Raw genomic sequence first — 13,130 nt, 5'->3', positions numbered from 1 at the left:
TCTTAACGTTTTTACTATAAAATTTAACTCACACGGATTGCGATGCTCACGGGAAGAGCAGCATTGAACACCTGCTTTCTTACGTACTTTATATAACGTGAAAACAGCCTAATGCGTTGTTTTCTGTGTTTTTATGGCAAAAAAACGAGGTCGACATTATGGGGAAAAGTTCCTCATCTTTTGGCGTAATTCGTTTCCTGACGGTGCTGTTCGCATTCCTGACGGGCGCGTTTATGCTGATTGGCGGTGGTTGGTTAGCCGCTATCGGAGGTTCCTGGTATTACGTTATCGGCGGTGTGGTTATGCTTATCACCGCCTGGCTGCTGTCACGTCGCAAAAGCACCGCGCTGGTTCTCTATGCGCTGCTGCTGATCGGCACCCTGATCTGGGGCGTGTGGGAAGTCGGCACCGACTTCTGGGCCCTGGCGCCGCGCACCGACGTGCTGGTGATTTTCGGCGTCTGGCTGATCCTGCCTTTTGTTTACCGTAGCGTAAACGCCGGCAGCAAAGCCGCGCTGGGCAGCATGGCCGTCGCGCTGATCGCCAGCGCCCTGGTGCTGGCCTATGCGGTATTTAACGATCCGCAGACGGTGAACGGCAAGCTGCCGGAAACCGCGCAGAACGCCGCGCCGGCGCAGCCGCTGAGCAATATCGATGACGCAGACTGGCCAGCCTATGCGCGCGATCAGCAGGGTACGCGTTTCTCGCCGCTGAAGCAGATCAACGAAGAGAACGTGAAAAACCTGCAGGTTGCCTGGCAGTTCCAGACCGGCGATCTCAAGACTGCGAACGATCCGGGCGAAATCACCGATGAAGTGACGCCGATTAAGGTCCGCGACACGGTCTACCTCTGCTCACCGCACCAGATTCTGTTCGCGCTCGACGCGACTACCGGCAAGCAGAAGTGGAAATTCGATCCGGGCATGAAGCCGAATCCAACCTTCCAGCATGTTACCTGCCGTGGCGTCTCTTACCACGAAGTGCCTGCGGCGGCCGATGCCGCTAACAGCCAGCCTGCGCTCTGCTCGCGCCGCATTTACCTGCCGGTAAACGACGGCCGCCTGTTCGCGCTGGATGCGGAAACCGGCGCGCGCTGCCCTGCCTTCGGCAACAACGGCGAGCTGGATCTGCAGCACAAGCAGCCGGTGACCACGCCGGGTCAGTATGAGCCGACGTCGCCGCCGGTTATTACCGATACCACCATTGTCATGGCGGGCGCGGTAACCGATAACTACTCGACGCGCGAGCCGTCTGGCGTGATTCGCGGCTTCGACGTCAACACCGGCAAACTGCTGTGGGTCTTCGATCCGGGCGCGAAAGATCCTAACGCGATTCCGGCTGATGAACACACCTTCACCATGAACTCGCCTAACTCCTGGGCGCCGGCGGTCTACGATCCGAAACTGGATACCGTTTACCTGCCGATGGGCGTTTCTACCCCGGATATCTGGGGCGGCAACCGCACGCCGGAGCAGGAGCGCTACGCGAGCAGCGTGCTGGCGCTGAACGCCACCACCGGTAAACTGGTGTGGTCTTATCAGACCGTGCATCACGACCTGTGGGATATGGATCTGCCGTCGCAGCCGACGCTGGCCGATATCACCGATAAAGACGGCAATACCGTTCCGGTGATCTACGCCCCGGCGAAAACCGGCAACATCTTTGTGCTGGATCGTCGTACCGGTAAGCCGGTCGTGCCTGCGCCGGAGACCCCGGTTCCGCAGGGCGCCGCGAAAGGCGATCACGTTTCGCCGACGCAGCCTTACTCCGAGCTGACCTACCGTCCGAAGCAGAATCTTACCGACAAGGATATGTGGGGCGCGACCCTGTATGACCAGCTGGTGTGTCGCGTAATCTTCAAGCGTCTGCGCTACGAAGGTCCGTTCACGCCGCCGTCCGAACAGGGCACGCTGGTATTCCCGGGCAACCTGGGCATGTTCGAATGGGGCGGCATCGCGGTCGATCCGCATCGTCAGATCGCCATCGCCAACCCGATGGCCCTGCCGTTCGTCTCTAAACTGGTGCCGCGCGGCCCGGGCAATCCGATCGAGCCGCCTGAAGGCGCGAGCGGCGGTTCAGGCACCGAAACCGGCATCCAGCCGCAGTACGGCGTGCCGTACGGCGTTGAGCTGAACCCGTTCCTGTCGCCGTTTGGCCTGCCGTGTAAGCAGCCGGCCTGGGGCTACGTTTCTGCCGTCGACCTGAAAACCAATGAAGTTGTCTGGAAGAAACGTATCGGCACCACGCGCGACAGCGCGCCGGTTCCGCTGCCGTTCAAGATGGGTATGCCGATGCTGGGCGGCCCGATCGCGACGGCGGGCAAGGTGTTCTTTATCGGCGCGACCGCAGACAACTATCTGCGCGCGTTCAGCACCGAAACCGGCGAGCAGCTGTGGCAGGCACGTCTGCCGGCTGGCGGCCAGGCGACGCCGATGACCTATGAAGCGAACGGCAAGCAGTACATTGTCATCGCGGCGGGCGGTCACGGCTCCTTCGGCACCAAGCTGGGCGACTATGTGATCGCCTACGCGCTGCCGGACGAGAAATAAGCCTCCTCGAGGTAAATAAAAAGCGGACTTCGGTCCGCTTTTTTATTGGCAACGCGCCAGCCTGGCTCGCTTGCCTACCGCCGCACTTTCCGGCTTTTCCGCCAGTTCACTGCCCCGCACAACAACATCACCGCCGCCGTCAGCAAAAACACCGGCCGCATGCCGAACGCGCCGCCGATAAAGCCGCCAAACAGCGGGCCGGTTACCTGGCCGATATACTGCGCGGAAGTTGAGTAGCCAAGCATGCGCCCGACCTGCCCTTCCGGCACGCTATGGCGAATAATCGCCGTAATACAGGGCAACAGTCCGCCAAGCGCCATCCCCATCAGAAAGCGCAGCGCCACCAGCTGCCATGCGGCGGTGATAAACGCCTGCGGGATCAGCAGCGCCGCGCACATCAGCAGACCGCCGCTCAGCACGCGCCAGTGGCCGATGCGGTCGGCCAGCTTGCCCAGCCGCGGCGCGGAAAGAATGCTGCCCAGCGCGGCAGCGGCCATCACCAGACCGGCGGTGACGGTCATCGCCCGATCCCCCGCGACGAACTGCCCGATATAGAGCGTAATAATCGGTTCAATCGACATATTGGCGAAAATCAGCAGCATACCCGACAGCCACATCAGCTTCACTACGCCGCGATTAACGGTGCCGGACGCATCGCCAGCGGCGCGCGTTGCCGCAGGCGGACGCGGCTGTTCTTTCAGCAGAAAGGTGGTGGCCAGAAAGGCGAGGAAAATCACGCCGCCGGTCAGCCAGAAGGTGTGGCGGATGCCGATCAGCGGCGGCAGCACGCCGCCCAGCAGCGGACCGACGACGTTGCCCGCCATGATGCCGGAAGAGAGCACGCCGAGCGCCCAGCCGGTCTGCGCCTTCGGCGTCTGTGCCGCCACCAGAATGGTCGAGCCAGAGGCGTAGCCGCCGAGCAGCCCCGCCAGCAGTCGCAGCGCCACCAGCTGCCAGGGCGCGGTCGCCATGCCGATCAGCGCCATCGCCACCGCCATGCCGAGGCTGGCGCGGATCAGCATCAGCTTGCGACCATAGCGATCCGCCAGCCTGCCCCAGAGCGGCGCGGTCAGCGCGGCGCTGAAGAAGGTCGCCCCGTAGGCCAGCCCGGACCAGCGCGCAATCGCCGCCGGTTCCGTCACGCCGAGCTGTCGCACATAGAGCGGCAGAAAGGGCAGCAGCAGCGTCATCGCCACGATAGTGCTGAACGAGCCCAGCACGCATACCCATAAGTTGCGTTTCCAGATTTGCGCGTCTGGCGCGGCGATCGCTTCCATCAAGCCCTCCTTTTTGTCTGGCTTTCAGGCTAGCGTCGTTGACACCGCAACAACAGTCCCGGCGAGATAATTACTCAGCGCCGCCGGTTGTTGCCAGACGGCAACAATCAGCCGCTCAGCGCGGCGACCAGCGCGTCGCACAACAGGCTGACCGGCGCGGCAGGCTGCGCCTCTTTCAGCAGCAGATAGCTTTGCAGGCGATCCATCTGCCACTCCGCCAGCAGCTGGGTAATCTCGCCGCGCGCCAGCGCCGCCTGCGCCATATAGGACGGCAGATAGGCGATGCCGCTGCCCGCCTGCGCGGCGTTGAGCAAGGCCATACTGTTATTGGCGCGAAAGCGGCTGCGCACGTCGACCGCCAGCCGCTGCTTATCGCGGCGAAAAGGCAGTGCGGCGGTGTGTGCCGGTCCGTGAAACATCAGCAGATCGTGACGCGGCAGCATATCGGGATGGGTCACCGGCGGGCGCTGCGCCAGGTAGTCCGGCGCGGCGTAGAGTCCCCATTCGATATCGCCTAACAGCCGGACGTGTGCGCCCTGCGGCGCGCGAGCGCGGATCGCTACGACGATATCGACCTGGTTTTCCAGCTCATCGCCGCCGCGATCGGTCAGGTCGAGATCGACGTTGATATGGATATGGCGACGCAGAAAGGGATTCAGCGCGGGCGCCACGCACTGGCAGCCGTAGGTGACCGGCGCCTGCAGCCGCACGTTGCCTGCGACGTTCTGATGCAGCTGCTGCACAAAGGCGTCGGCACGATGCATCTCCGCCAGCATGCGGGTGCAGAAAGGATAGTAGGCCTGCCCCAGCTCGGTCAGCGCCATATTGCGCGTGGTGCGGTGCAACAGCTTAAAGCCGAGCCGTACCTCAAGCCGGGCGATCTCCCGGCTGACGTGGGATTTCGACAGGCCGAGCCCGCGCGCGGCCTCGCTGAAGCTTCTGCACTCCACCACGCGGGCGAACATCATCATCGCCGTTAAGTTTTCGCTGTTATCCATGATCGTCTGGTCCGCCGCAAAAAAGCAGACTAAACAATTTCGCTACCGGTTACATCTGTTTGCTGGCGTCAGCTCGCCATCGCCAGCGGAAAAAGCAGCCTGTCCGGCTCGACGCGGCGCTGACGGCGCAGCTGCCCCGGCGTGACGCGGAAATAGTTTTTAAAGGTGCGCGTATAGGCCTGCTGAGTGTCGAAACCGTAGTTCATCGCCACCTGCAGAATCGCCTCGTTGCTGTTCAGCAGCAGCAGCGCAGACTCCGTCAGGCGGCGCTGACGAATATATTCCGCCAGCGAAAAACCGGTATGCTGGCGAAACAAACGCTGCAGATGCCAGCGGGAATAGCCCGAGCGACGCGACACCTCATCCAGATGCAGGTCCTGGCCTAAGTTGCTTTCAATCCACTGCAGCAGACTACGAATAAATTCGCGCTGATTCATGAGTTCCTCCCGATACGGCATGATGTTCAGTGAACCCACTTTAGCGCGGAAAATTTATCCCTTAATTAGCGGAAAATTAGCGCAGAATTAGCATCGCGTCTGGCAGGCAACGCCGTGCGGCGACTTTAATTCTGTGCTAATAATCCCGGCGTAAACTGCGGCTAATCACTGACGAGGCGATTTTCCATGCGCGTACTTTTGGTTGAAGATGATGAAATGATCGGCGCCAATCTGCAGCAGGCGCTGGAAGCCGCAGGCTGGTCGGTTGACTGGGCACGCGACGGCGTCTTCGCCCATCACGCCTGGAATGAAGGCGACTACACCTGCGTGCTGCTCGACCTCGGCCTGCCGCGCGACGACGGGCTGCAAGTGCTGAAGCGCGCGCGCGGACGCGGCGATACCACGCCGGTGCTGATTTTAACGGCGCGCGACACGGTAGCGCAGCGCGTACAGGGGCTCGACAGCGGCGCCGACGACTATCTTCTGAAACCTTTCGACCTGCAAGAGGTGCTGGCGCGCATGCGTGCAATAACCCGACGTCGCCACGGCGCGGCGGACTCGCTGCTTGGCAGCGGCGACGTCCAGCTGGATATGATGACGCGCGAAGTGCTCTATAAGGGCCAGCGCGAGCAGCTTACCGCGCGCGAATATGCGCTGCTTTACGCACTGCTGGAGCGTCCCGGCGCCATCCTGTCGCGCGAACAGCTGGAGAACCGCATCTACGGCTGGGGCGAAGAGGTCACCAGCAACGCGGTGGATGTGCTGATCCACGGCATGCGCCGCAAGCTCGACAATGACGCCATCCGCAACGTGCGCGGGCTCGGCTGGCGCGTGCCCGCGTTATGAAACCTTTCACCTTTATGCGCTCCCTGCGTAATAAGCTACTGAGCACGCTGCTGATTATCCATCTGCTGATGATCGGCGGCGTCACCTGGTATTTCTTCAGCTGTTACGGCGACATGATCGGCACCATGAAGGATGACCAGCTGTCGAAAATCGCCGACGCCTGGGCGACCAACAAAGAGATCCCGGCGCTGATGCCGCTGATGCTGCATGCCGACAAGGTGAAAAGCGCCTACGTCGTGCAGCTCTGGGACAGCGACGGCAAGCTGCGCGCCAGCTCCTGGCCGGAGTTGCACGCGCCGCTGCAGGCGCAAAAAGGGTGGCACGATATCGACGTCGGTGACTGCGACGAATGCGCCTGGCGTGTCTATACCCGGCCCGGGGAGCCGGGCAGCGAGATCAAAACCATTCAGGTGATGCATAACCTGAGCTATATGCGCTCGGTGATGGTACAGCGCGCGCTGGCGGCGATTATCCCCATGATTTTGATGATGCCGCTTTCGCTGCTGGTGATCTGGCTGGTGGTGCGCAAGATCACCCGCGATCTGCGCGTCGCCTCGCGCGAAATCGCCGCGCAGGAGACGCTGCATCCTCATCTGGTGTCGCCTGAAGGGCTGCCGGACGAGATCCTGCCGCTGGTCGAGGCCTACAACTCGCTGCTCAACAAGCTGCGCGCCGCCTGGTCGTCGCAGCGCCAGTTCCTGGAGGACGCGGCGCACGAGCTGCGCACGCCGGTGACGGCGGTGACGCTGCAGCTGGAGAACCTGCGCCAGCATATTCAGCCGGGCGAAGCGAGCCGCCAGTTCGATCAGCTGGAAGCGGGCGTGACGCGCACGCGCCATCTGGTGACGCAGCTGCTCAATATTTCGCGCCAGGAAGATAAAACCGTGGTCGCTTCGGTAGAAAATATCGAGCTGGAGGATCTGCTGAAAGAGAGCATCGAGCAGCTGATGGTGGTGGCCGACAAGCGCGGCATCGATATCGGCTTTAACGGCTCGACGCACTATCGCCTGCAGGCGAGCCGTTCCGAGCTGCGCAGCCTGTTCGATAATCTGATTGGCAACGCCATGCTGCATACGCCGGAAGGCAGCCTGGTGGACGTCTTGCTGCATCGCGTCGGCGATCGCACGGTGGTCGATATCGTCGATAACGGTCCCGGCATGCCGGAAGCCTTTATCGATCGCGCCTTTGATCGCTTTACCCGTTCGCCGACCGTGAAGGCGCAGGGCAGCGGTTTAGGGTTGTCGATCGTGCGCAGCGTGGCGCAAAAGCACCATATCCAGGTTTCCCTCTCCAACTGCCTCAATCCACAGGGCGCCATCTGCGGTCTGCAGGTTCGCGTCACCCTGCCCTGATTTTCACGTTCGTGCGCGATGCCGACAACGTAAACGGTTGCGGCGTTCCGTTCGCCGCCGCTTATTTTCGTGACGCACTTCACATTTTCACGTAAATGCAATGCAACACATTTTGACAAACGTGAGCAAAATCTATTTTCTATCGCCCTGTAACGGTCAGGCTACGCAGGTCAAAAACCGGCTGTAAAAAACGGTTACATCTTCGCCGCCCCACTCTGGGATCGATTTCACTCTGACTGCGTCGCTGCGCGGTCAAAAGCATGTGGTTAATGATAATGAAATTTAAAACCTTGATAGCAGGCGCCTTGCTGGCAACCTCCCTGAGCAGCGGCGCGCAGGCCGCCGAAAGCGATCCGCAATATCTCTCCGACTGGTGGCACCAGAGCGTTAACGTGGTGGGCAGCTATCACACTCGCTTCGGACCGCAGTTCAATAACGACGTTTATCTGGAATATGAAGCCTTCGCGAAAAAAGACTGGTTCGATTTTTACGGCTACCTCGATCTGACCAACTTCTTCGGCATGGGCAATAGCAACGCCAACGGTATTTTCGACCATGGTTCGCCGATGTTCATGGAAATCGAGCCGCGTTTCTCTATCGATAAGCTGACCGGCACCAGCCTGGCCTTCGGTCCGTTCAAAGAGTGGTACTTCGCCAACAACTATATCTACGATATGGGCCGCAACAGCGATAACCGTCAGAACACCTGGTATATGGGTCTTGGCACCGACATCGACACGCACAGCGACGTCGGCCTGTCGCTTAACGTCTACGCCAAATATCAGTGGGAGAACTACGGCGCGGCGAACGAGAACAGCTGGGATGGCTATCGCTTCAAGGTGAAATATATGGTGCCGATTACCACGCTGTGGGGCGGCAACCTGAGCTATATCGGCTTTACCAACTTCGACTGGGGTTCCGATCTGCGCGACAAGTCAGACGCATCGCGCACCAGCAACTCTGTCGCCTCCAGTCATATTCTGTCGCTGGGCTACGACCACTGGCATATTTCCGCCGTGGCGCGTTACTTCCATAACGGCGGTCAGTGGGCGGATGGTCAGGAGCTGAACTTCGGCCGTGGGCCGTTTGAAGTGAAATCAACCGGCTGGGGTTACTACCTGGTGGCGGGTTATAACTTCTGATAAAGCGGGCTAATAGCACCGATCTTACAAAGCGGTGAGCCTGAGCCAAAGAGCAAAGCGTCTCGCGGCAAAGACAAAAACGCCGGGAGCGTTTTTGAACAACGCAGCGCGTTGGCCCGTTTACGGGCGCACCTCAAGGACGAGGTGCGTATCCGCGCGGGCCGAGCAAGCAAGGATGCCTTGAGCGACTTTGCGATCGGATCAGGCTCACTACGTAAGCGCTTTACCTGCCTGAACCTAACTTATTCCTGTGGCTTCTCGACGTTGATGCGCCACGGAATGCCGAACTTATCGATAAACATCGCGAAGCCGTTGGACCAGAAGGTCTCCTGCCACGGCGTCGTCACTTTCCCGCCCGCCGACAGTTTCTCGAACCACGCTTTACCCTGTTCCACGTCGGTGGTCGACAGGCTGACCGCGTAACCGGCGTGCTCCGATGCCGGCGGCTTCTCGGTATTGCCGTCGCTCAGCATCAGCTCCCCTTCGCCGATACGCAGCTGGGCATGCATAATCTTTTCCGGCGGTAGCGGCGGCGCAGATTGATCGCCCACCTGCTCGCCCTGATCCGGCATATCACCGAACGTCATTTTATAGAGCAACTCTCCCTCGGTAGCCTGCAGGTAAAAGTCGATAGCCTCTTCACAACGGCCATAGAGAAACAGATAAGGACTGACTTGCATCTTCACCTCTATATTGTCGGTTGGATTTCTTACAGTACCCTAACAGTGTAGACGATCGACTTTATCCTTTGTTTTTACTGGCAATAACGACGAAAGAGCTGCGCCATGTAAGCGCTCATTGGCGTCAGCGCCGTCTCCTTTCGCTGGATCAAATAGAAGGTCGCTTTCGGTAAGGGATCGTCCAGATCCAGCGCCACCAGCTGCTGGCCGAGTACCGCATCGTTGATGACATCGACCGACAGAATACTGACAAAGTCGCTCTGCGCGACCAGACTGGTGCAGGCCATAAAGGTTTCGCATGACACCACGATTTTGGGCGCCATGCCGCGCTCGGCAAAGAGATCGTGCAGCAGGCGATAGTAGCTGCCCTTCGGCGTCGGCATTGTCCAGTCGCACTGCTGGAGCGCCTCAAGCGATCGCGCCTTTTCCATCGGGTGCCCCTTGCGCACCACCACTTTGTAGTCGCGCTGCATCATTTTCTCAAAACTCAGCTCCTGGTCGAGATGGCTCTGGTCATAGGTATTAATAGTGAAATCGAGTTCGCCCTGGCGCAGCTCTGGGATCATCGACACTAGCTGGCCTTCAACAATACGCACCTTGACCAGCGGATACTCGCGATGAAACTGGGTGATCACCTGCGGCATGATGGTGCGCGCCACGCTGCCGCCGACGCCGATATTCACCTGGCCGCCTGCCAGTCCAAGCCGCTGCTGAATATCCTCCTGCGCCACACGTAATTCTTCCAAAACCAGACTGGCATGGCGAAAAAAGTTATCACCCACGTCGGTCAGCACCACACCTTGCTGACGGCGAACAAACAATTTTGCGCCTAAAACCTGCTCCAGTTCCTGAATCGCTTTGGTCAGCGCCGGCTGAGAAAGCCCGGAAAGACGGCTCGCGGCGCGAATACTGCCCTGGCGCGCAACCGCAACGAAGGCGCGCAGCTGATGCAACTTTAACTGTGACGGCATGATAACCACTGTTTATCAGGAGAAAGATATTCGCATCTTATGCGGCCTGCACAGCTTGTGTAAATTCGACCGTATGCATAAAAAACCATCAATAAGGATCTCCTATGACAACCCTCTCTGAGCAGGTTCAGGCGCTGGTGCCGCAGATGCAAAGCTGGCGACGCGATCTTCATCAGTTTGCCGAATCCGGCTGGCTGGAATTCCGCACCGCGACGCGGGTGGCCGACGCGCTGCATAAACTGGGTTATCAACTGCAGCTGGGTCGCGAGGTGATTAACGCCGAGGCGCGTATGGGACTTCCCAACGCTGAGGTTCTGAAACAGCAGGAGGCGCGTGCGCTGCAGCAGGGCGCGCTGCCGCAGTGGCTGCCCTATTTCTCCGGCGGCTTTTGCGGCGTCGTCGCCACGCTGGAGACTGGTCGTCCCGGCCCGGTGATGGGATTCCGCGTCGATATGGACGCGCTCGATCTTAACGAGAGCCAGGCGCCCGATCACCTGCCGCAGCGCGAGGGTTTCGTCTCCTGCAATTCCGGCATGATGCACGCCTGCGGCCATGACGGCCATACCACTATCGGGCTGGCGCTTGCCAGCGTGCTGATGGCGATGAAGTCGCAGCTGAGCGGCACGATCAAGCTGATTTTCCAGCCTGCCGAGGAGGGCGTGCGCGGCGCGAAGGCGATGGTGGAGGCGGGCGTGGTAGACGATGTCGATCTCTTTACCGCTATCCATCTCGGCACCGGCGTGCCCGCCGGCGAGCTGGTGTGCGGCAGCGACAGCTTCCTCGCCACCACCAAGCTGGACGTGCATTTCACCGGCGTCGGCGCGCATGCGGGCGGCAGGCCTGAAGAGGGGCGCAACGCGCTGCTGGCGGCGGCGCAGGCCACGCTGGGACTGCACGGGCTGCCGCAGCACAGCGGCGGCGTCGCGCGCGTCAACGTCGGCGTGCTGCAGGCGGGCACCGGCCGCAACGTGGTGGCCGACACCGCGCTGATGAAGGTCGAGACGCGCGGCGTCAGTAACCAGGTTAACGATGACATTTACCAGCAGGCGCTGCGCGTCATCGCTGGCGCAGCGGCGATGTACGGCGTGGAGTATGAGGTCAGGCTAATGGGCGCGGCGCGCAGCTGCACGCCGACCCAGCCCTGGGTCGATTTTCTCCACCAGCAGGCGGAGGCGCTCGGCATCTTCGACTCGGTGGTGGATCGCAAGGCGCAGGCCGCCGGATCGGAAGACGCCACCTACATGATGGAGCGCGTTAAACAGCGCGGCGGCCAGGCGACCTACGCCATCTTCGGCTGCGATCTGGCGGCGGGCCACCATAACGCCCGCTTCGACTTTGACGAAAGCGTAATGGGCAAAGCGGTGCAGATGCTGGCGACGCTGGCGCTCAATCAGGCGCAGTTCGGAGGCGGCCGATGAACGCTGACTTCCTGGCCGACTATATCGACGCCCATCAGGCGCGCTTTACCGCTCTTAGCGACGCCATCTGGGACACGCCGGAAACCCGCTTCGCCGAAACGCGCTCCAGCGCGCTGCTGGCCGACGCGCTGGAGCAGGAAGGCTTCGCCGTGACGCGCGGCGTCGGCAATATCGAAACCGCCTTTGTCGCCAGCGCGGGCGAAGGCCAGCCGGTGATCGCCATTCTCGGCGAGTTCGACGCGCTGGCCGGACTCAGCCAGCGGGCGGGCTGCGCGCGGCCGGAGCCGCTGGAAGAGAACGGCAACGGTCACGGCTGCGGCCATAATCTGCTCGGCACCGCCGGCGTGGCGGCGGCGTTCGCGCTGAAGGCGTGGATGGCGCAGCACGGCGGGCGCGGCACGGTGCGCTTCTACGGCTGTCCCGGCGAAGAGGGCGGATCCGGCAAAACCTTTATGGTGCGCGAAGGATTGTTCGACGATGTCGATGCCGCCGTCACCTGGCATCCCGAAGGTTTCAGCGGCCTGTTCAACCTCAGCACCCTCGCCAATATCCAGGCGGCCTTTCGCTTTAAAGGGGTAGCGGCGCACGCCGCGACCTCGCCCCATCTCGGGCGCAGCGCCCTCGATGCAGTGACGCTGATGAATACCGGCGCCAACTTTTTGCGCGAGCACATCGTGCAGGAAGCGAGGCTGCACTATGCGGTGACCAACAGCGGCGGCGTCTCGCCCAACGTGGTGCAGGCCGACGCCGAAGTGCTCTACCTGATCCGCGCGCCCGAGCTGCCACAGGCGCAGGAGATCTACCAGCGCGTGATCAATATCGCCCAGGGCGCGGCGCTGATGACCGACACGCAGGTGACGGTGCGCTTCGACAAGGCGTGTTCCAACTACGTGCCGAATCGCGCGCTGGAAGCGGTGATGGAGCGTTATTTGCATCACTTCGGTTTGCCGCATTACAGCGAGGACGAGCGCGCTTTCGCCGCCGAGATCCGCGCCACGCTGAGCGAGGAGGATCTGCGCACCGCGCGGCTCAATGCGGCACGCACCGGCGGCGAGGCGGGCGCGGCGTGGATTGAGGCGCACGGCGATAAGCTGCTGATGGACGAGGTGGCGCCCTGCGCGGCGACGCGCGAGCTGCTCTACGGCTCCACCGACGTCGGCGACGTCAGCTGGGTCACGCCGGTCGCGCAGTGTTTCGCGCCCTGCTTTGCCTTCGGCACGCCGCTGCACACCTGGCAGCTGGTGGCGCAGGGGCGCACCACTATCGCGCACAAGGGCATGCTGCTGGCGGCCAAAGTGATGGCCGCCAGCGTGCTGGAGCTGCTGACCGACGAACAGGCGCTGGCGCGCTGCCGCGCCGAGTTCGACCGCGCGCGCCGCGCGCAGCCCTATACATGCCCGATTCCCGAAGGCGTCGCGCCTTCAAAACTGGCCAACTGAGCCGCGGCCGCGCCTCAGGCG

General features: G+C 61.4%; 11 protein-coding genes. 6 read left to right on the top strand and 5 right to left on the bottom strand.

The window, feature by feature from the left end; genetic code table 11:
* Positions 1 to 158 precede the first annotated feature (158 nt).
* Positions 159 to 2,549 (top strand): glucose/quinate/shikimate family membrane-bound PQQ-dependent dehydrogenase, encoded by a 2,391-nt coding sequence (locus JS46_RS06685; RefSeq protein WP_033749622.1) that lies wholly within the window; start codon positions 159 to 161, stop codon positions 2,547 to 2,549.
* 74 nt (positions 2,550 to 2,623) lie between these two features.
* Here JS46_RS06685 and JS46_RS06680 read toward each other — a convergent pair whose 3' ends face one another.
* The 3 genes from JS46_RS06680 to JS46_RS06670 form a co-directional block, all read right to left on the bottom strand.
* On the bottom strand, positions 2,624 to 3,826 hold the full coding sequence (locus JS46_RS06680; RefSeq protein ID WP_033749209.1) for an MFS transporter: 1,203 nt from the start codon (positions 3,824 to 3,826) through the stop codon (positions 2,624 to 2,626).
* Positions 3,827 to 3,933: 107 nt separating this feature from the next.
* Complete coding sequence (locus JS46_RS06675) at positions 3,934 to 4,824, bottom strand: LysR family transcriptional regulator (RefSeq protein ID WP_033749208.1); 891 nt, start codon at positions 4,822 to 4,824, stop codon at positions 3,934 to 3,936.
* A 68-nt stretch (positions 4,825 to 4,892) separates the two neighbouring features.
* Entirely contained in the window at positions 4,893 to 5,261 is a 369-nt protein-coding gene (locus tag JS46_RS06670) for a helix-turn-helix domain-containing protein (RefSeq protein WP_033749207.1), read from the bottom strand.
* 186 nt (positions 5,262 to 5,447) lie between these two features.
* Between JS46_RS06670 and JS46_RS06665 the strand changes: the two genes are divergently transcribed.
* From JS46_RS06665 to JS46_RS06655, 3 genes are all read left to right on the top strand, one after another.
* The gene (locus tag JS46_RS06665; RefSeq protein WP_033749206.1) at positions 5,448 to 6,107 is read left to right on the top strand and encodes a response regulator; all 660 of its coding nucleotides are present in this window, start codon (positions 5,448 to 5,450) and stop codon (positions 6,105 to 6,107) included.
* A complete protein-coding gene (locus JS46_RS06660) occupies positions 6,104 to 7,459 on the top strand; it encodes a HAMP domain-containing sensor histidine kinase (protein ID WP_033749204.1) in 1,356 nt (451 codons plus the stop codon). Before JS46_RS06665 ends, JS46_RS06660 begins: the two co-directional genes overlap by 4 nt.
* Positions 7,460 to 7,734: 275 nt before the next feature.
* Entirely contained in the window at positions 7,735 to 8,601 is an 867-nt protein-coding gene (locus tag JS46_RS06655; RefSeq protein WP_033749621.1) for a nucleoside-specific channel-forming protein Tsx, read from the top strand.
* 242 nt (positions 8,602 to 8,843) lie between these two features.
* Here JS46_RS06655 and yjdN read toward each other — a convergent pair whose 3' ends face one another.
* Both yjdN and JS46_RS06645 read right to left on the bottom strand, forming a co-directional pair.
* The gene (yjdN, locus tag JS46_RS06650; protein ID WP_033749203.1) at positions 8,844 to 9,281 is read right to left on the bottom strand and encodes a VOC family metalloprotein YjdN; all 438 of its coding nucleotides are present in this window, start codon (positions 9,279 to 9,281) and stop codon (positions 8,844 to 8,846) included.
* A 74-nt stretch (positions 9,282 to 9,355) separates the two neighbouring features.
* Positions 9,356 to 10,252, bottom strand: a complete 897-nt coding sequence (locus JS46_RS06645; protein ID WP_033749202.1) for a LysR family transcriptional regulator — start codon at positions 10,250 to 10,252, stop codon at positions 9,356 to 9,358.
* 104 nt (positions 10,253 to 10,356) lie between these two features.
* Here JS46_RS06645 and JS46_RS06640 point away from each other — a divergent pair, with 104 nt between their 5' ends.
* Together JS46_RS06640 and JS46_RS06635 are read left to right on the top strand one after the other, a co-directional pair.
* Positions 10,357 to 11,670, top strand: coding sequence for an amidohydrolase (locus JS46_RS06640; protein WP_033749201.1), 1,314 nt, complete (start codon positions 10,357 to 10,359; stop codon positions 11,668 to 11,670).
* Entirely contained in the window at positions 11,667 to 13,109 is a 1,443-nt protein-coding gene (locus JS46_RS06635) for a M20 family metallopeptidase (protein ID WP_033749200.1), read from the top strand. The genes JS46_RS06640 and JS46_RS06635 overlap by 4 nt, the downstream gene beginning before the upstream one ends.
* Positions 13,110 to 13,130: the final 21 nt, after the last annotated feature.

The sequence above is a fragment of the Pantoea sp. NGS-ED-1003 genome, from assembly GCF_000738765.1.
Classification (GTDB): domain Bacteria; phylum Pseudomonadota; class Gammaproteobacteria; order Enterobacterales; family Enterobacteriaceae; genus Pantoea; species Pantoea septica.
The sequence above is the reverse complement of the archived record's forward strand: the minus strand, read 5'-3'. Positions and strand labels throughout refer to the sequence as shown.